The 17807-nt window shown below is 71.9% G+C and carries 18 protein-coding genes; 8 read left to right on the top strand and 10 right to left on the bottom strand.

The genetic code is table 11. The annotated features are described in order from the left end of the window. Positions 1–160: 160 nt before the first annotated feature. The gene (locus TR48_RS00795; RefSeq protein ID WP_042363785.1) at positions 161–1171 is read left to right on the top strand and encodes a TerC family protein; all 1011 of its coding nucleotides are present in this window, start codon (positions 161–163) and stop codon (positions 1169–1171) included. Here TR48_RS00795 and TR48_RS00800 read toward each other — a convergent pair. Then, positions 1151–2113, bottom strand: coding sequence for a TauD/TfdA dioxygenase family protein (locus TR48_RS00800; protein ID WP_042363786.1), 963 nt, complete (start codon positions 2111–2113; stop codon positions 1151–1153). The genes TR48_RS00795 and TR48_RS00800 overlap by 21 nt on opposite strands. Positions 2114–2225: 112 nt before the next feature. Between TR48_RS00800 and TR48_RS00805 the strand changes: the two genes are divergently transcribed. Genes TR48_RS00805 through TR48_RS00815 form a run of 3 tightly spaced genes read left to right on the top strand, consistent with a single transcriptional unit; the run spans position 2226 to position 4359 of the window. After that, positions 2226–2849: a TetR/AcrR family transcriptional regulator gene (locus TR48_RS00805; RefSeq protein WP_042363787.1), complete on the top strand. Its 624-nt coding sequence runs from the start codon at positions 2226–2228 to the stop codon at positions 2847–2849. Between the two features lie 32 nt (positions 2850–2881). Continuing rightward, positions 2882–3625 (top strand): ABC transporter ATP-binding protein, encoded by a 744-nt coding sequence (locus tag TR48_RS00810; protein WP_042363788.1) that lies wholly within the window; start codon positions 2882–2884, stop codon positions 3623–3625. Then, positions 3622–4359, top strand: coding sequence for an ABC transporter permease (locus TR48_RS00815; protein ID WP_042363789.1), 738 nt, complete (start codon positions 3622–3624; stop codon positions 4357–4359). Before TR48_RS00810 ends, TR48_RS00815 begins: the two co-directional genes overlap by 4 nt. 292 nt (positions 4360–4651) lie before the next feature. Here TR48_RS00815 and TR48_RS00820 read toward each other — a convergent pair whose 3' ends face one another. After that, entirely contained in the window at positions 4652–4858 is a 207-nt protein-coding gene (locus TR48_RS00820) for a cold-shock protein (RefSeq protein ID WP_042363790.1), read from the bottom strand. Between the two features lie 277 nt (positions 4859–5135). On the opposite strand from TR48_RS00820, the gene TR48_RS00825 reads away from it, so the two are divergent. Next, positions 5136–5345 carry a cold-shock protein gene (locus tag TR48_RS00825; protein WP_042363791.1) on the top strand — a complete coding sequence of 70 codons (210 nt, stop codon included), beginning with the start codon at positions 5136–5138 and terminating at the stop codon, positions 5343–5345. A 101-nt stretch (positions 5346–5446) separates the two neighbouring features. On the opposite strand, the gene TR48_RS00830 is transcribed toward TR48_RS00825, so the two are convergent. The 3 genes from TR48_RS00830 to TR48_RS00840 form a co-directional block, all read right to left on the bottom strand. Further along, positions 5447–6169, bottom strand: a complete 723-nt coding sequence (locus tag TR48_RS00830) for an FAD:protein FMN transferase (RefSeq protein ID WP_042363919.1) — start codon at positions 6167–6169, stop codon at positions 5447–5449. A gap of 23 nt (positions 6170–6192) precedes the next feature. Continuing rightward, entirely contained in the window at positions 6193–6732 is a 540-nt protein-coding gene (locus TR48_RS00835; protein ID WP_042363792.1) for an FMN-binding protein, read from the bottom strand. Between the two features lie 61 nt (positions 6733–6793). Continuing rightward, positions 6794–8176, bottom strand: a complete 1383-nt coding sequence (locus TR48_RS00840; protein ID WP_052442306.1) for a ferredoxin reductase family protein — start codon at positions 8174–8176, stop codon at positions 6794–6796. A gap of 212 nt (positions 8177–8388) precedes the next feature. Between TR48_RS00840 and TR48_RS00845 the strand changes: the two genes are divergently transcribed. Further along, on the top strand, positions 8389–9162 hold the full coding sequence (locus TR48_RS00845) for a response regulator transcription factor (protein WP_042363793.1): 774 nt from the start codon (positions 8389–8391) through the stop codon (positions 9160–9162). Positions 9163–9169: 7 nt separating this feature from the next. After that, on the top strand, positions 9170–10636 hold the full coding sequence (locus TR48_RS00850) for a sensor histidine kinase (RefSeq protein WP_236651945.1): 1467 nt from the start codon (positions 9170–9172) through the stop codon (positions 10634–10636). A 45-nt stretch (positions 10637–10681) separates the two neighbouring features. Here TR48_RS00850 and TR48_RS00855 read toward each other — a convergent pair whose 3' ends face one another. The 5 genes from TR48_RS00855 to TR48_RS00875 form a co-directional block, all read right to left on the bottom strand. Next, complete coding sequence (locus TR48_RS00855) at positions 10682–11656, bottom strand: tetratricopeptide repeat protein (RefSeq protein WP_042363795.1); 975 nt, start codon at positions 11654–11656, stop codon at positions 10682–10684. A 425-nt stretch (positions 11657–12081) separates the two neighbouring features. Beyond that, positions 12082–12927 (bottom strand): tetratricopeptide repeat-containing protein, encoded by an 846-nt coding sequence (locus TR48_RS00860; RefSeq protein WP_042363796.1) that lies wholly within the window; start codon positions 12925–12927, stop codon positions 12082–12084. 104 nt (positions 12928–13031) lie between these two features. Further along, positions 13032–13256 (bottom strand): hypothetical protein, encoded by a 225-nt coding sequence (locus TR48_RS00865; protein WP_152627730.1) that lies wholly within the window; start codon positions 13254–13256, stop codon positions 13032–13034. Then, positions 13253–13906, bottom strand: a complete 654-nt coding sequence (locus tag TR48_RS00870) for an MBL fold metallo-hydrolase (protein ID WP_042363798.1) — start codon at positions 13904–13906, stop codon at positions 13253–13255. The genes TR48_RS00865 and TR48_RS00870 overlap by 4 nt, the downstream gene beginning before the upstream one ends. Before the next feature lie 4 nt (positions 13907–13910). Then, positions 13911–14645 (bottom strand): maleylpyruvate isomerase family mycothiol-dependent enzyme, encoded by a 735-nt coding sequence (locus TR48_RS00875; RefSeq protein ID WP_042363799.1) that lies wholly within the window; start codon positions 14643–14645, stop codon positions 13911–13913. Between the two features lie 194 nt (positions 14646–14839). On the opposite strand from TR48_RS00875, the gene uvrA reads away from it, so the two are divergent. Continuing rightward, entirely contained in the window at positions 14840–17758 is a 2919-nt protein-coding gene (gene uvrA, locus TR48_RS00880; RefSeq protein ID WP_042363800.1) for an excinuclease ABC subunit UvrA, read from the top strand. The last annotated feature ends 49 nt before the right edge of the window (positions 17759–17807 follow it).

The following is a 17807-nucleotide window of genomic DNA, read 5'->3' on the forward strand; positions in this document are numbered from 1 at the left end:
TAGGCTGGCAGGGCAAGCGGAGGGGAGTACTCCCTGAAGCGGCGCATCCGTCATCACGACGATCCACGGACCGTCCGGGTGCGTCGGCCCGGCTCGTGACGAGCGGGTGGAGGAGACCTCCGGCAGACATCTGTGTCTTCTGCCGGAGGAAGAACCGTCCATGGACGTTTCCCTGACCATGTGGGTCGCCACCGTCGTGGTGCTCGTCGTCCTGATCGCCGTCGACTTCTTCGTCGGCGGGCGCAAACCGCACGAGGTCTCGCTGCGCGAGGCGGGCATCTGGTCCGCGATATGGATCGGCCTCGCCGGGCTCTTCGCGGGCTTCCTGTGGTGGCACTCGGGCTCGGCCCCGGCCGGGCAGTTCCTGGCCGGGTGGGTCACCGAGAAGTCGCTGAGCGTCGACAACCTCTTCGTCTTCGTGCTGATCATGGCGAAGTTCGCCGTCCCCCGCGTGCTGCAGCAGCGGGTGCTGCTGATCGGCGTGCTCATCGCCCTGGTGCTGCGGGCGGTCTTCATCGCCGCCGGCGCGGCCGTCATCGCCTCCTTCTCGTGGATCTTCTTCCTCTTCGGCGCGTTCCTGATCTGGACCGCCTGGAAGCTGATCAAGGAGGCCAGGGCCGGGACGAAGGACGAGGAGTACGAGGAGAACAAGCTGCTCCGCTCCGTCGAACGGCGCTTCCCCACCGCCGACGGCTACCGCGGCACCCGGCTCACCGTGGTCGAGGGCGGGCGACGGCTGATCACCCCGCTGTCGCTGGTGATCCTGGCGATCGGCACCACGGACGTGCTCTTCGCGATGGACTCGATCCCCGCGATCTTCGGGCTGACGCAGGACGCCTACATCGTCTTCACGGCCAACGCCTTCGCGCTGATGGGCCTGCGTCAGCTCTACTTTCTCGTCGGCGGCCTGCTGGACCGCCTGGTCCACCTCTCCTACGGCCTGTCGGTGATCCTCGGCTTCATCGGCGTGAAGCTCCTGCTGCACGCCCTGCACGAGGCGGGCGTCCACGGCGCGCCGGAGATCGGCACCCCGCTCTCGCTCGCCGTCGTGGTCGGCGTGCTGGCCGTCACCACCGTCACCTCCCTGATCTCCTCGCGCCGGACCGCGCGGGCCACGCGGGCCGCCTCCGGCGAGGAGGTGGAGGAACGATCAGGCGCGCGGCAGCGCTAGCTGCTCCAGCTCCGCGGCCGGCACGATCCCGGCGACGTGTGGCGGATCGGCCGGCTCAAGCAGCCGGCTGGGCTGCCCGTCGACGTCGACGGGGACGTCGCCGTCGAGGGTGATCCGGCGGACCAGCCGCGGCTCGTCGCCGTAGTCGTTGACGGCGTAGTGCTGGGTGGCCCGGTTGTCCCAGATCGCGACGTCGCCGACCTCCCAGCGCCAGCGGACGGTGTGCTCCGGCTTCTCGACGAAGCGCTGGAACAGCGCGATCAGCTCCCGGCTGTCGTCGCTGGAGAAGCCGACCAGGCTCTGGGCGAAGGCGCCGAGGAGGATCGTCCGCTCGCCGGTCACCGGGTGGACCCGCACCACCGGGTGCTCGGTCTTGAACGCCGTGGCCACGAACACCCGCCGGAACAGCTCCGCCACCTCGCGGTTCTCCGCGAGCTCCGGCCGCAGCCCGAGCCGGGCGGCGTAGTCGAAGTCGTTGGTGTGGATGGCGCGCAGGTGCTCGGCGAAGACCTTCAGCGCGCGCGGCAGCGAGGCGTAGGCGGCGGCCGTGTTGGCCCAGACGGTCTCGCCGCCGTAGGGCGGCAGCTCGATCGCCCGCAGGATCGAGGCGGCGGGGTAGGCGGGGACGAAGGTGACGTCCGTGTGCCAGTTGTTGGCCCGCACGCCCTTGGTCGCGTCGAGCTCGAACACGTAGCGCCCGTCGGCGGCGGGCACGGTCGGGTGGCCGACCGGCTGTCCGAGCAGCCGGGCGAAGTCCTCGTGGCTCGCGTCGTCCAGGTGCTGCTGGTTCCTGAAGAAGACCACCTTGTGGGCGTGGAGCGCGGCCCGGATCGCCTCCACGGTCGGGCCGGACAGCTCGCCGCCGAGCCTGACGCCCTGCGCGAGGGCGCCGATGCGACCGCCGAGTCGCTTGATCTGCAAGGGAGTTGGTGCCGTGGCCATGGCCTTCGTCCTTCCCACGAGAACGTGTTTCAGGACATCGTGGACCCGTGCTGTTGCAGAGTCATGGCCCGTGCATGAAGGATCACCCGGCGCCTTCCGCGAGGATGGGGGCATGAGCGAGAAGGAAGAGGCCCCAAGACCCGCCGCAGCCCGCCGGACCGGCCGTCGGCCGGGCGGGGCGGACACGCGCGGAGCGGTGCTGGAGGCGGCTCGCGTGGAGTTCGGCGCGCGCGGCTACGACAAGGCGAGCATGCGCGGCATCGCGCGGGTGGCCGGGGTGGACGCGGCCCTGCTGCACCACTACTTCGGCAGCAAGGAGCAGTTGTTCCTCGCCGCGCTCGACTTCCCGATCGACCCCGCCGCCGTCGTCCAGCTGATCACCTCCGGCGATCCGGACCAGATGGGCGAGCGGCTGGTGCGGTTCCTGCTCATGATCTGGGGCCGGCCGGAGGTCCTGGACCGGCTGCTGGCTGTACTGCGGACCGCCGTCGGCAGCGAGCAGATCGCCGCGCTGCTGCGGGACTTCATGGTGCGCGAGCTGGTGACCCGTCTGGCGGCCGAGCTGGATCTCGAACAGGCTGAGCTCCGGGTCGAGTTGGTGCTCTCCCAGATCATCGGGCTGGCCGTGGCCCGCTATGTGATCCGCGCGGAGCCGATCGCCTCCGCCGCGGAGGAGGAGCTGCTCCCGCTGGTGGCGCCGACCATCCAGCGGTATCTGACCGGGCCGGTGGGTTGACGGGCGCCTTCGCCGCGCGTAAAACTCAACACATGATGAATTCAGCTCCCGCCGTCGACGTGCGCGCACTGCGCGTCGTGCGGGGCGGCAGACCCGTGCTGCAGGGGATCGATCTGACCGTCGCGCGGGGCTCGGTCACCGGGCTGCTCGGGCCGAGCGGGTGCGGGAAGACGACGCTGCTGCGCAGCATCGTGGGGGTGCAGCGGATCGAGAGCGGAGAGGTGCGCGTGCTCGGGCTGCCCGCCGGAGCGCCCGCCCTGCGCGCCCGGGTCGGGTACGTGACCCAGGCGCCCTCCGTCTACGCCGACCTCTCCGTGCTCGCGAACCTGCGCTACTTCGCCGAGGTGCTGGGCGCCCCGCGCACCGATCCGGACCGCGTCCTGGACGAGGTCGGGCTCGGCGGCCACGCGAAGGACCTGGTCGGACGGCTCTCCGGAGGCCAACGGGCGCGGGTCTCGCTCGCGGCTGCGTTGCTCGGCACACCGGAGCTGCTGGTGCTCGACGAGCCGACCGTCGGGCTCGACCCGGTGCTGCGGCAGGAGCTGTGGCAGCTGTTCCACCGGCTCGCCGGGGGCGGCGCGACGCTGCTGGTCTCCAGCCACGTCATGGACGAGGCCGCGCGCTGCACCGCGCTGCTGCTGATGCGCGAGGGGCGGCTGCTCGCCCACGACACCCCGCAGGCGCTGCTCGCCGCGACGGGAGCCGCGGACATCGAGGGCGCGTTCCTGTCGCTCGTCGCCGAGACGGCGGCCACCCGCTCGGAGGGCGTGCGATGAACATCCGCCGGACCCTCGCCACCGCCCGCCGGGTGCTGCTCCAACTGCGCAACGACCCGCGGACCGTGGCCATGCTGCTGCTGGTCCCGTGCCTGCTGATCGTGCTGCTCAAGTACGCCTTCGACGGCCGCCAGGAGGTCTTCGACAGCCTCGGGGCGCCGCTGCTCGGGATCTTCCCGATGATCGTGATGTTCCTGGTGACGGCCGTCGCCACGCTGCGCGAGCGCACCACGGGGACGCTGGAGCGGCTGCTGACGATGCCGCTGGGCAGGCTGGATCTGCTGCTGGGCTACGCGCTCGCCTTCGGCCTGGTCGCGCTGCTCCAGGGGCTGTTGGCCTTCGGGCTGACGGTGGGGCTGCTGGGGCTCGGCATCGCGGGGCCGAGTTGGGCGCTGCTCGCCGTCGCCGTGGCGGACGGGCTGCTGGGGATGGCGCTCGGGCTCTTCGTCTCCGCCTTCGCCGCCACCGAGTTCCAGGCCGTCCAGTTCATGCCGGCCTTCCTGTTGCCGCAACTGCTGCTGTGCGGGCTGTTCACGCCGCGCGACACCATGGCGGGCTGGCTGCACGCGCTCTCGGACGTGCTGCCGCTGAGCTACGCCGTGGACGCGATGAACCGGTTGACCTCCGAGGCGGGCTTCGGCGGCGCGGTGGCCCTGGATCTGGTCGTCGTGGTGGGCTGCACGCTGCTGGCGCTGGCCCTCGGGGCGGTGACGCTGCGGCGACGGACTGCGTGAGCGGACGGCCGCCTGGGTAGGCGGCCTGAAGCGGACTGGCCGCGCCCTCGCGGGTGGCCTAAGGTCCGAAGAGACCGTTGGGACGAAAGGGGCCAAACGTGAAGATCCTCGAGATGATCGCATTCTCGATCGTCGTCATGGCCTTCTGCGTGGGACTGCTGGTCTTCTTGATGGGCGGCCTGAAGTTCCCGAACGAGGCCAAGCACAAGGGCACGCCCCCTCACTGAGCGAGAACGAAAGAGCCCCGCACCGGGCAGGCCGGAGCGGGGCTCTTTCGCGCGTGCTGCTGAGATCAGCCCTGCGGGACGATGTTCTCGGCCTGCGGGCCCTTCGGGCCCTGCGTGACGTCGAACTCGACCTTCTGGCCCTCGAAGAGCTCGCGGTAGCCCTGGGAGCTGATGTTCGAGTAGTGAGCGAAGACGTCGGCGCCGCCGCCGTCCTGCTCGATGAAGCCGTAGCCCTTTTCGGCGTTGAACCACTTCACGGTACCGGTGGCCATAGGTTTCCCCATTCTCCAGAGTTGGTCGGCGCGCAGGATCGCGCAGGCCGAGTCGCCGGAATGATCACCCTGGTCGGAGAGACCTTAGAAAGCACGAACGCCCGTGATCGGGACCACGGGCGGTGAAGCTTAGGGAACCACGACTGCAACTGCCGCAAGCCTACAGGATGGGCTGCTATCACTCTTCGGCGTGGCGTACCGCGAGCTTCGTGGTGACGTGATCGTCGAGCGTGTACCGTCGTGGCTTGCATCACCGCAGAACGGAGAAAGACACATCATGGCGACCGGTACCGTCAAGTGGTTCAACGCCGAGAAGGGCTTCGGCTTCATCGAGCAGGACGGCGGCGGCGCCGACGTCTTCGCTCACTACTCGAACATCAACGCCCAGGGCTTCCGCGAGCTCCTCGAGGGCCAGAAGGTCGAGTTCGACGTCACCCAGGGCCAGAAGGGCCCGCAGGCGGAGAACATCACGATCATCAACGCCTGAGCCGTCGTCCGACGGTCCGGTTCACCACGACGCCCCGCCCCGGTTCTCCCGGGGCGGGGCGTCGTCGTTGCCGCGGGGAACGCCAGGAACGCCGGGAGGGCTCAGAGCGCGTAGCGCAGGAATCCGTTGGTCGCCCGCTTGGGCAGGGCCGGGTCGGGGAGGATCGCCAGGGCTTCGAGCCCGGGCTGCCGACCGGCCCAGGCGAGGCCCTGCTCCGCGCCCATCGCGAAGGCCGCCGTCGCACACGCGTCGGTGCGGGCCAGGAGGCCCGGGCCGGAGCTGACCAGCGTCAGCGAGAGCAGACCCGTCGGCGCCTCGCCCGTGCGCGGGTCCACGATGTGCGCGCCGCGCTCCGCGGTGCCGGAGGTGGCCACGACCAGGTCCCGGCCGGCCAGCACCGCCGCCAGCCCGCCCGGCCGGAACGGATCGGCCACGCCGATCCGCCAGGGGCCGCCGACCGACTGCACGTCGCCGCCGCCGTTGACGCAGTGCTCCGTCGAGCCGGCCTCGCACAGCAGTGCACAGGCTTGCTCGACGGCCCAGCCCTTGACCCAGCCGCTCGGGTCCAGCCGGCCCTCGGGGTAGGCGCTGAACCAGCCGTCGGTGAGCGTCCCGATCTCCGCGCAGCGCTCCATGACCTCGGCCAGCTCCGGGCTCGCGTCCGCCAGCTCCGACTCGCCGCGGGCGATCCGGCTCACCTCGCTGTCGGCGCGGTAAGGCGAGAAGCGCGCGTCGATCGCGTGCAGCCGGTCGACGGCCGCGCGCAGCGCCTCGTCCACGGCCGGGCTCGGGTCGCGGACCACGAAGGAGAAGACGGTGCCCATCACGTGCTCGGCATGGCGGGTGGTCACTTGAGGCCCGCCTGGTCGAGTGCGCTCTGCAGCGACTGCGTGTACCCGTCGCTGGTGTAGGTGGCACCGGAGACGGAGTCGATCTGCGCGCTCTGCGCGGAGAGCGCCTCCTGGTTGAGGACGGGCAGCGCGTAGCTGTTGATGTCCTGGTCGCGCTGCAGCCCGTCGGGGTACTGGAGTACGTCGATCTTGCTGATCTTGCCCGCGCTCACGTCGATGCGGACCTGCACCGGACCGTAGCGGGTGTCGACGGCCTGGCCGGTGTAGCTGGCGTGGCTCGCCTTGCCCGAGGAGCTCCCGCCGCCCTTGGCGGAGGGCGAGGCGGACGGCGCGGTGGTGGCGGACGAGCCGCTGCCGGAGTTGTCGGTGCCGCCGGTACCGCTGGTGCCGCCGGTTCCGGTCGTGCTGCCGGTGTCGCTCCCCGAGCTGATCACGGGGGCCTGGGCTGACGCGGTCTGTCCGCCGTGCGGCTTGAGGGACAGCAGCAGGACCACGCCGGCCGCCGTGGCGGTGGTGGTGACGATGGCGCGGCGCATGGGGACTCCCGGGGGGCGCTGGGGCGGAACAGAAGCTTGAGCGGGTCAGAACTTGAGCGCGTCAGAAGCTGAAGGACTCGTGGTGGATGTGGTGGCGCGGGACCCGCGCCTGGCGCAGCGCCGTGACGGCCTGCTCCATGAAGGCCTCCGGCCCGCAGACGTACACGTCGTGTCCGGGCAGGCCGGGGACCAGGTTGCGCAGGACGGTCGGCTGGATCGGGTCGCCGACCTCGCTGCGGCGTCCGACGAGGAACTGCAGCCGTGCGCCGCGTGCCTCGGCGATCGCGGTCAGCTCCCGCCGGAAGAGCAGTTCCTCCTCGGCGCTCGCCCGGTAGAGCAGGGTCAGCTCGCCGGGTGCGGCCGGGAGGGTCTCGAAGAGCGCGCGCAGCGGGGTGATGCCGACGCCGGCCGCGAGCAGCAGCACCTGCCGTGAGCGACGTCGCCGCGCGGTGAACGCCCCGTACGGGCCCTCGGCGCGGACCTTGGTGCCGGGCTGGAGCCGGGCCACGGCGGCGCTGTGGCCGCCCAGGTCCTTGACCGTGAAGCGCAGGTAGTCGCGGGTCGGCGGGGCCGAGAGGGAGTAGGGGTTGGCGGCGAGGCGCAGGCCCTTGGCCTGGAACTGCAGCCGGAAGAACTGGCCGGCCTCGGCGCCCAGCTCGTCCAGGTGGCGCCCGGTCAGGAAGAGCGAGACGGTGCCGGGGCCCTCCGGGCGGACCTCGGCGACGCGCAGCTGGTGCCGCCGGTCGAGCCGCCACGGGAGGAGCAGCCGGTACCAGGCGACCAGCCCGGCCGTGCCCACGTAGAGCCCGTACCAGAGCAGCCGCTCCGGGCCCTCGCCCAGGTCGGCGCCGTTGCTGAGCTGGTGGGCGAAGCCGAGGGTGACCGCCAGGTAGGTGGCCAGGTGCAGGTAGTACCAGGTCTCGTAGCCGAGCCGCCTGCGCGCGGCGCGGGCGGAGAAGAAGCCGGTGGCGAGGAGCAGCAGGGTTCCGAAGGTGGCCTTGAGCATGTCCGGGTAGGTCAGCACCATGGTGACCCCCTCGCCGATCACGTTCTTGTGGGCGGTCAGCGAGTAGCCCCAGATGATCGTGATCACGTGCGTGGCCACCAGGCCGACCAGGTACCGGCCGCCCATGGCGTGCCAGCGGGCCAGCCGGTCCGCGCCGACCTCGCGCTCCAGCACCGGGATGCGGGCCATCAGCAGCAGCAGGACCGGCGCGGCGTACCCGGCGAGCAGGCCGGTGATCCGGCCCGCGTTGGTGAGCCACTGGTCGAGGCCGACGACGCCGAGGGTGTTCTTCCACCAGATCGCGACCACCGCGAGGGCCCCGAGGCCGATCGCGGCCAGCACCAGCCGGGGGACGGTGTCCACCGGCAGCTGTGACCCGGAGGGGGCGCCGCGGTGCGCGCCGGTCCGTGCGGCGCGCTGCTGCGTGACAGCGCTCATGGTGCGGCTCCCTCTGTCCCTGACTGTCCTGGTTCGCTACTGCGGCAACCCTGACAGCGCAGACTCAGAATTCCCTATGAGTAAGACATGGCCAGGGGGTCCACAATGTGATATCTGTGCAGGTCAGAGGCTTGTTCGCGCGGAATCTGGCAGGCGGTCCGGTCGCGGTGATCTCATTGCATTCTCATGGCACCTCGTCCGACTGCACCACAATGGCCCCCATGTCCCAGGAGACTCTCATGTCGACCCCGGCGCGACGCATCCTCGTCGTCGACGACGAGCCCGACCTCGTCGAGGTGCTGTGCGGAGCCCTGAAGTACGAGGGCTGGGAGACGCGCACGGCCGGCAGCGGGGAGGAGGCCGTGGCCATCGCGGGCCACTGGCGCCCGGACGCGATCGTCCTGGACGTCATGCTGCCCGACTTCGACGGGCTCGAGGTGCTGCGCCGCGTGCACGCCGAGCAGCCCGAGGTGCGCGTGCTCTTCCTGACCGCACGCGACGCGGTCGAGGACCGGATCGGCGGGATCGCCGCCGGCGGCGACGACTACGTGACCAAGCCGTTCAGCCTGGCCGAGGTCGTCGTTCGGCTGCGCGGCCTGCTGCGGCGGGCCCAGCCCGCCGCAGCGACGCCGGAGGCCCGCGTCGGGGGCGGCTCGGGGCCGTCCGCGGAGACGGAGACGGAGGACGTGCTCACCCTGGCCGACCTGGTCCTGGACGAGCGCGCCCACGAGGTGGTCCGCGGCGGCGAGCTGATCGAGCTGAGCCCGACCGAGTACGCGCTGCTGCGCTACCTGCTGCGGCACCCGCGCCGGGTGCTGAGCAAGGCGCAGATCCTGGATGCTGTCTGGTCCTACGACTTCGGCGGCCAGGCCCACGTCGTCGAGCTCTACATCAGCTACCTGCGCAAGAAGATCGACCACGGACGCGAGCCGCTGATCCACACCGTCCGCGGCGCGGGCTACCTGATCAAGGCCCCCCACTCGTGAGCGTCGCGTGAGCGTCCAGGCAGGCCCGAGGCCCGCGCGCCTGCGCTTGGTGCGCCTGCCGCGCACGCTGCGCGGGCGGCTCGTCGCGGGCCTGCTCGCCCTGCTCGTGCTGGCCGGCACCGCGATCGGCCTGGTCACGATCTCCGAACTGCACCGCTTCCTGGTCGACAAGCTCGACCAGCAGCTTGTCGAGACCGGCGGCCGCTACGCCATGAGCCTGGAGACGGACCCGCACGGCGACACCCGGGCCCAGGCCGTCGGCACCCTCGGCGCCGCCCTGCGGAACGGGCGGGTCGAAGCCGACGGGGTCGTCGACGGGGACGCGGACGACGCGGTCGGCGGCAGCGTGCGCGACCATCCCGTCTTCGATGCCAGGATCAAGGCCGCTCTGGCGACCATCCCGGTCAGCGGCGCTCCCACCACCCGCGACCTCGGGCCGCTGGGGAGGTACCGCGTCCTCGCGCAGCGCGGCCAGGACGGCGACACGCTCGTCAGCGGCCTGCCGCTGAACCAGGTCGAGAGCACGGTCCGCCGCCTGCTCCTGGTCGAACTGCTGGTCTTCGCCGGGCTGTTCGCCCTCACCGCGGCGGCCGGCACGTTCTGGGTCCGGTTGGCGCTGCGCCCCCTGGAGCGGGTCACCCGCACCGCCGAGCAGGTCAGCGCGCTGCCACTGGCGAGCGGCGAGGTGACGCTGCGGGAGCGGGTCCCCGACGAGAACCCGCAGACCGAGGTCGGCCGGGTCGGCGTCGCCCTCAACCTGATGCTCGGTCACGTCGAGGACGCCCTCGCGCAGCGTCAGGCGGTCGAGGAACGCCTGCGCGAGTTCGCCGCCGACGCCAGCCACGAGCTGCGCACCCCCGTCGCCGCGATCCGCGGCCACGCGGAGCTGGCGCTGCGCAGTCCCGAGCCGACGCCCGAGTCCGTGCGGCACTCGCTGCGCCGGATCGAGGCGGAGTCGCAGCGGATGGGCGCGATCGTGGAGGACCTGCTGCTGCTCGCCCGTCTGGACGCAGGCCGCCCGCTCGCCGCCGCCGAGGTCGACCTCACCCGGGTCGCCCTCGACTCCGTCAGCGACGCCCGCGCCGTCGGCCCCGACCACACGTGGCAACTGGAGCTCCCCGAGGAGCCCCTGCTGGTGCGTGGCGATGCGAACCGGCTGCGCCAGGTCGTCACCAACCTCCTCGCCAACGCCCGCGTCCACACCCCGCCGGGCACGCGGGTGGTGCTCTCCCTCCAGCCCGTCCCGGAGGGCGTCCGCCTGACCGTCACCGACACCGGCCCCGGCATCCCGGGCCACCTCACCGCCCACGTCTTCGAGCGCTTCGTCCGCGGCGACCGCGCCCGCTCCCGGGCCACCGGCTCGACCGGCCTGGGCCTCGCCATCGTCCACGCGGTGACCACGGCCCACGGCGGCACGGTCTCGGTCGAGTCCGAGCCGGGCCGCACGGCCTTCGAGGTCCGGCTGCCGGTCTAGGCAGGGCCGCCCGGGATCGTCGGGTCCGGTCAGGCCCGGCCGGGTTCAGCCGTACAGCTGGCCTTCGGCCGCTCCGGCCAGCGCGAGCAGGGCGTGGAGTTCGCGGAGGCGGACGTGCTGTGCGCCGAAGGTCTGCTCGGCGGGCGTCAGCACGGCGCGCAGCACCTGCAGGGCCTCGTCGCGCCGGCCCTGCGCGAGCAGCGCGCGGGACTGCGTGATCGCGGTGGCCGCGGCGGTCTCCGTGGTGACGCGCGGGGGACGGGGCATGACCGCGAGCAGGTCGAGGGCCTCCTGGTGGCGTCCCTGCGCGTTCAGGGCGTCGGCGAGGTTCACGTGGAGCACGTGCGCGTTCGTCGTGGCGGCGAAGCCGCTCTCCGACATGGCGATCACCAGGCCCTGCCGGGCCGCCGACTCCGCCTCCATCGCGCGGCCCTGGCCCGTGAGAGCGACGGAGAGCAGGATCAGCCCCGAGAGGCGGATGGAGACACCGCCCGGGTCGGTCCTGGTGGCCGCGGACTCGAGCAGCCGATGGCCCTCCGCCTCCGCCTCGGCGAAGCGCTCGGCGTGGCACAGCGCGGCGGCCCGCTGTGCGCCGCAGATCCGGACCAGGTCACCGCGCTCGATGCAGTTCCTGGCCAGCTCTCCGAGCCCGCCCCAGGCCTCCGCGGCCTCGTGGTGGCGGCCCTGGTTGTCCAGCGCCTCGGCGTACAGCGCCCATGCCTGCAGCAGCGTTTCGTTCGTGCCGAGCCGTTCGCGGGCGGCCACCACTGCCGCCGCGTGCTCGCCGGACTCCGCGATGGCTGCCGTCGCGCGCAGCGCGGCGGCGAGCCGGTAGCGCAGCTCCAGCGTGACCTCGTGCTCCGCGCCCAGCCCGGCGACGGCCTGCTCCAGCCAGGCCCGCAGCGGGGGCACCAACTCGCCCTGGCGCCCGGCGTCGACGTACGGCTGCGTCCCCGCCAGCTTCATCGCCAGGTCGGCCCTCAGCCGTTGCCGCGCCTGCCGTTCCTGCCAACGCCCCATGCCCACCCCTCCTTGATCCCCGGCGCGCCATTGTGCCAGTCCGGCCGGACAGCGCAGGCCGCGGAAGGTGCGGGCGTCTCAGGCCCGCGTCACGCCTCGGAGCCGCTCAGCTGAGCCCGACTCAGCAGACCGCGGAGTTCGCGGACGCGCGCATGCTCCGCGCCGAAGGACTGCTCCGCCGTCGTCAGAACGGCGAGCAGGGCCTGAGCGCCTCGTCGCGACGGCCGAGGGCGAGCAGCGTGCGGGCCCGGACGACGGCCGTGGCCGTCGCGTCGTCCACCGACGCGCGCGGGGGGACGGGGCGTCGCGGCGAGCAGGTCCAAGGCCTCGGCGGGGCTTCGTCCCGAGCACCTTGGCGGCCAGCTCCGACGCCGGCCGCTGACGCCCCCTCCAGCTCTGAAACCGGCCCATGGCCGGGGCCCTCCTCAGGACGCGGCGGACGGAACGGCGGACTCGAGGAGCGCGCGGAGTTCGCGGACGCGGGGGTGGTCCTCCCCGTAGGCACTGAGCGCGGCGGTCAGGCCCGCGCGGGCCGTGTCCTGCGCCTCCTCGTTCCGGCCGAGGGCCAGCAGCGCGGTGGCTCGCGCCTTCGCGATCGCACTGGCACCGCCCAGGTTGGCGACAGTGTCGCGGACCTCCTCGGCCTCGACGAGGGCGTCCAGCGCCTCCGCATGGCGGCCCTGGGCGTTGAGCGCGGAGGCCAGGTTGACGCCGAGCGTGCGTTGGAAGCTGCCGGCGGCGCGGCCGCAGGCGCCCGCCTCGGCGAGACCTTGGCGGGCGAGGGCCTCGGCCTCGGTCGCCCGGCCCAGGCCGGTGAGGGCCATGGCCCGCGTGTTGAGCCCCGACAGCCGGGTGCGGACGTCGTCCGGCGCCGGAACGGTCCCGGCTGCCTCGAAGACCTCCTGAGCCTGTGCGTCGGCTTCGGCGAACCTTTCCAGGAAGCAGAGTTGGGCCGCGCGGTTGGTCAGGGCGAGCATCCGGATGCGTTGGGCCGCCGGGTCGGGACCGGCGGCCCCGGCCACCGCGAGGAACTCGCGGTCGGCCTCCTCGCCCCGGCCGAGGCTGCCCAGAGCGCGGGCGTGCAACTGCCAGAGCTCCAGGGTGAGCAGGTCGCCGTCGCCGAGCTCGGCCCGGGCCCGGTCCCGGGCGGCCCGCATCCGGGGCTCCGTGAGCCGAAGCCGCTCGGCCCACAGCGCCTGGCAGAACTCGTCGTAGGCGGCCTGGAGTTCGGCTCTCCCCCGCTCGCGTCGGCGGTTGCCGAACAGTCCCATCGCCGAACCCTCTCACGCCTCTGAGCGAAGACAGCGCTGCCCGTCCGCGGCAACGGGGGAATGGCGCGGACGGGCAGGCGGGAGTCATCCTGCACGGTGGATGATCATTTGTCGAGACTCTGCGGAGCCTGATCTTCCGCCGCTGCGAAGCCGTGACATGCGCGCACCGGAAGGCGCGGGTAGCGGGGCATGGTCTCGTGGCTCGCGGCCAGGCCGCAGCGCAGGTAGGCGGTGCCGCGGCGGGTCTCGTTGAGGAGCCGGTGGCGGCAGCCCAGACAGAGGCCGGGGTGCGCGCCGAGCTTGGCGAGGGCGCTCGCGGCGTCGCTCACCAGCCCCGGGCCTCCCACTCCGCCAGGTGCGGGCGCTCGGTGCCGAGCGTGGTGTCGTCGCCGTGGCCCGGGTACACCCAGGTCTCGTCCGGGAGCGGCTCGAAGAGCTTGGTGCTGACGTCGTGGAAGAGGCTGCGGAAGGCGGCCGGGTCGCCCCAGGTGTTGCCGACGCCGCCCGGGAAGAGGCAGTCGCCGGTGAACAGGTGGGGGTGGCCCTGCGGGTCGTCGTAGAGCAGGACGATCGCGCCCGGGGTGTGGCCGACCAGGTGGCGGACGGTGAGGGCGACCTCGCCGACCCGCAGCGTGTCGCCGTCGTCCAGGAGCAGGTCGGTGGGGACGGGGATGCCGTCGGCGTCGATGCGGCCGGCCGCCGTCCGCGCGCCGGTGGCGCGGACGACGTCGGCGAGGGCGTTCCAGTGGTCCTGGTGCCGGTGCGTGGTGACCACGGTGGCCAGGCTGTCGCCGATCGACTCCTGCAGCACCGGCGCGTCCGCGGCGGCGTCGATCAGCAGCTGCTCGTCGGTGGCGCGGCAGCGCAGCAGGTAGGCGTTGTTGTTCATGGGACCGACGGCGATCTTGGTGATCACCAGATGGGCCAACTCCCGGACGTCGGGCGTCCCGCCGACCTTCACCGCTCCGTGGTACGTCATGGGATCAGCCTAGCGGCGGGAGCGCCGGCAGGGCCGTCTTCGGCTCCACGTCGAGGTCGTGCCCGTCGGAGCGGCCGGTCAGCCAGGCGAGCAGGGCCGGGGCGGTGCCGCGGACGGTGAGCTCGCGCGCGGCGGAGGGGCGTTCCGCGCCGGACGCGTGCGCCGCGCCGGTCACGGAGTCGACCAGGGTCAGATGCGGCAGCTCCGGGCGCCCGGCGAACTGCGCGCTGACGCGTGCCAGCTGCTCCCGCACGAAGGCCTCCGGCCAGTCCTTCGGCGCGTACGCGTCCGGCAGGCCGAGGTCGACGTGGTGGTACTCGACCTCCTGGAGGCGCCGGGCCGGCACACCGCTCGCGGGGAAGGCGCCGAGGCGGTGCGGCACCTCGACCGCCCACGCCGACTCCGGCATCGCGGCGATTGCCGCGTCGAAGCGGGCCGCGCTTGCGCGCAGGTCCGCGGCGTGCTCGGCGAGCGAGCCCTTCGAGCCCGCCTCGATGTCGTGCTCGCGGGCCTCGGGGCTCGCGTACATCGGGGTGGGCACGCCCGTGCGCGCCCCGGTGAGCAGGTTGAGCAGCCCGTCCGCGTTGCGGGCGATGTGGGCCAGCACGTGGCCGCGCGTCCAGCCCGGGAGCAGCGAGGGCTCGGTCAGCTGCTCCTCGCGCAGGCCGTCCACGGTGGCCAGCAGGCGGGCCGTCGCGGCGGCCAGGACGGGAATGTCAGAGGCGGGTGCGATGCTCAAAGGATGTCCCCCTAGCTGTTCTGTCGTGACTCGGAGCACTTGTCCGTCGTTCCTACGAGCGGAGCCTTCCACGCGCTAGCGTTTCATCCGTTCGGGCGAACACGGTCGATTGCCTGAAAAATCGAACACGTGATCCCATTACTCTTGACTAACGATGGTTCCCCCGTACATCCGCTTTTGAAGGGCGCAGTAGCGTGGCAGACCGCCTCATCGTTCGCGGTGCTCGCGAGCACAACCTCAAGAACGTCTCGCTCGACCTGCCGCGTGACTCGCTGATCGTTTTCACCGGCCTCTCGGGCTCCGGCAAGTCCTCCCTCGCCTTCGACACGATCTTCGCCGAGGGCCAGCGCCGGTACGTCGAGTCGCTGTCCTCCTATGCCCGGCAGTTCCTCGGGCAGATGGACAAGCCCGACGTGGACTTCATCGAGGGCCTCTCCCCGGCCGTCTCGATCGACCAGAAGTCGACCTCGCGCAACCCGCGCTCGACGGTCGGCACGATCACGGAGGTCTACGACTACCTCCGGCTCCTCTTCGCCCGCATCGGGCATCCGCACTGCCCGGAGTGCGACCGTCCGATCTCGCGGCAGTCGCCGCAGCAGATCGTCGACAAGGTGCTGGAGCTGCCCGAGGGCACCCGGTTCCAGCTGCTCAGCCCGCTGGTCAAGGGGCGCAAGGGCGAGTTCGTCGACCTCTTCGCCGACCTGCAGACCAAGGGCTTCTCCCGCGCCCGGGTGGACGGCACGACGGTCCAGCTGAGCGAGCCGCCGACGCTCAAGAAGCAGGAGAAGCACACCATCGAGGTGGTCGTCGACCGCCTCACGGTCAAGAAGAGCGCCCAGCGCCGCCTGACCGACTCCGTGGAGACCGCGCTCGTCCTCTCCGGGGGCACGGTGGTGCTCGACTTCGTCGACCTCGCCGAGGACGATCCGGAGCGCGAGCGCATGTACTCCGAGCACCTCTACTGCGTCTACGACGACCTGTCCTTCGAGGAGCTGGAGCCGCGCTCCTTCTCCTTCAACTCGCCCTTCGGCGCCTGCCCGGAGTGCACCGGCATCGGCACCCGGATGGAGGTCGACCCGGAGCTGATCGTCCCCGACCCGGAGAAGAGCCTCGACGAGGGCGCGATCCACCCCTGGTCGCACGGGCACATCAAGGACTACCACCTGCGCCTGATCAAGGCGCTGGGCAAGGAGCTCGGCTTCCGCACCGACATCCCGTGGGCGGGCCTGCCGGCGCGCGCCAAGAAGGCGCTGCTGTACGGGCACAAGACGCAGATCGAGGTCACCTTCACCAACCGCTACGGCCGCGAGCGCTCGTACACCACGGGCTTCGAGGGCGCGGTGCCGTTCGTGCAGCGCCGCCACGCCGACGCGGAGAGCGACAGCGCGCGCGAGCGCTTCGAGGGCTACATGCGCGAGACGGCCTGCCCGGCCTGTCACGGCGCGCGCCTGAAGCCCGTCGTCCTGGCCGTCCGCATGGCCGGAAGGTCGATCGCCGACGTCTCCCGCATGTCCATCGCCGACTGCGCCGAGTTCCTCGGCAGCATGGAGCTGTCCGACCGCGAGAAGACGATCGCCGAGCGGGTGCTGAAGGAGGTCAACGAGCGGCTGAAGTTCCTGGTCGACGTCGGCCTGGACTACCTCTCGCTCGACCGCGCGGCCGGCACGCTCTCCGGCGGTGAGGCGCAGCGCATCCGCCTGGCCACGCAGATCGGCTCCGGCCTGGTCGGCGTTCTCTACGTGCTGGACGAGCCCTCCATCGGGCTGCACCAGCGCGACAACCACCGCCTGATCGAGACCCTGGTCCGGCTGCGGGATCTCGGCAACACCCTGATCGTCGTCGAGCACGACGAGGACACCATCCGCACCGCGGACTGGGTGGTCGACATCGGCCCCGGCGCGGGCGAGCACGGCGGCAAGGTCGTCCACTCCGGCTCCCGCGAGGGCCTGCTGAAGAACAAGGAGTCGCTGACCGGCGCCTACCTCTCCGGTCGCAGGGCGATCCCGCTGCCGGAGGTGCGCCGTCCGCTGGACGCCAAGCGGCAGATCACCGTCCACGGCGCCCGCGAGCACAACCTTCGCGACGTCGACGTCTCCTTCCCGCTGGGCCTGTTCACGGCCGTCACCGGGGTCTCCGGCTCGGGCAAGTCGACGCTGGTCAACGACATCCTCTACACGCACCTGGCGCGCGAGCTGAACGGCGCGCGCAGCGTGCCGGGCCGCCACACCCGGGTCACGGGCACGGATCTGGTCGACAAGGTCGTCCACGTCGACCAGTCGCCGATCGGCCGTACCCCGCGGTCCAACCCGGCCACCTACACCGGCGTCTTCGACCACGTCCGCAAGCTCTTCGCGGAGACGACGGAGGCGAAGATCCGGGGTTACCTGCCCGGCCGCTTCTCCTTCAATGTCAAGGGCGGTCGCTGCGAGAACTGCGCGGGCGACGGCACGATCAAGATCGAGATGAACTTCCTGCCGGACGTCTACGTCCCCTGCGAGGTCTGCCACGGCGCCCGCTACAACCGGGAGACGCTGGACGTCCACTACAAGGGCAAGTCCATCGCCGAGGTCCTGGACATGCCGATCGAGGAGGCGCTCAGCTTCTTCGAGGCGGTCCCGGCGATCGCGCGTTACCTGAAGACGCTGTCCGAGGTCGGTCTCGGCTACGTGCGCCTCGGCCAGTCCGCGACGACGCTGTCCGGCGGCGAGGCCCAGCGCGTCAAGCTCGCCTCGGAGCTGCAGAAGCGCAGCAACGGCCGGACGATCTACGTCCTGGACGAGCCGACCACGGGTCTGCACTTCGAGGACATCAGCAAGCTGATCAAGATGCTGACGGGCCTGGTCGACAAGGGCAACACGGTCATCGTCATCGAGCACAACCTCGACGTCATCAAGACCGCGGACTGGGTCATCGACATGGGCCCCGAGGGCGGCTCCGGCGGCGGCATGGTCGTGGCCGAGGGCACGCCGGAGGCGGTCGCGGCCGTGGGCGAGAGCCACACCGGCAAGTTCCTGCGCGACATCCTCGGCGAGGAGCGGGTCTTCGACTCCGTCCCCAAGCCGCGGAAGAAGCCGGCCGCCCGGAAGAAGGCCACGGCGGCGTCGAAGGCGTAGGCCCGCAGCGGGCGCTCGGCGGGGCCCTGAGCTTCTCCACAGCCCCGCC

The organism is Streptacidiphilus neutrinimicus (assembly GCF_000787815.1).
In the GTDB taxonomy this organism is placed as follows: domain Bacteria; phylum Actinomycetota; class Actinomycetes; order Streptomycetales; family Streptomycetaceae; genus Streptacidiphilus; species Streptacidiphilus neutrinimicus.